A 310-nucleotide genomic window follows, 5' to 3' on the forward strand; every position below is an offset into this window, starting at 1 on the left:
TCCAGACGACGCACCTCACCTTCAAAGGACGAAGCCTCCGCATAGCTCTTGCGGGTGCTTACGATGATGAATCCGTTGGGACGCGTGACGCGAGCCAGTTCGCGCAGTGCGTCCGGTCGGATGTGACCGACCGTGAAGACGCCGCAGCAAACCGTAATGTCGTAGATCGCACTGGAGCAGTCGGAGAGGGGCCCGTTAAGGTCGACCTTGGCTTGGATGTGCCGGTAGGCGCGGGTTTTCCGGGCCTTTTCGGCCATCTCCTCGGAGAGGTCGATCCCGTCAATCAACTGGAAGCCGAGGCGTTTCAGTT

1 protein-coding gene is annotated in these 310 nt (G+C 60.3%); it reads right to left on the reverse strand.

The features are described from left to right. Positions 1 to 310 (reverse strand): class I SAM-dependent methyltransferase (locus AC0L24_RS33905; protein WP_473565103.1); only part of this gene is annotated, 310 nt, incomplete at both ends.

It is taken from the genome of Mesorhizobium sp. WSM4809 (assembly GCF_055811655.1).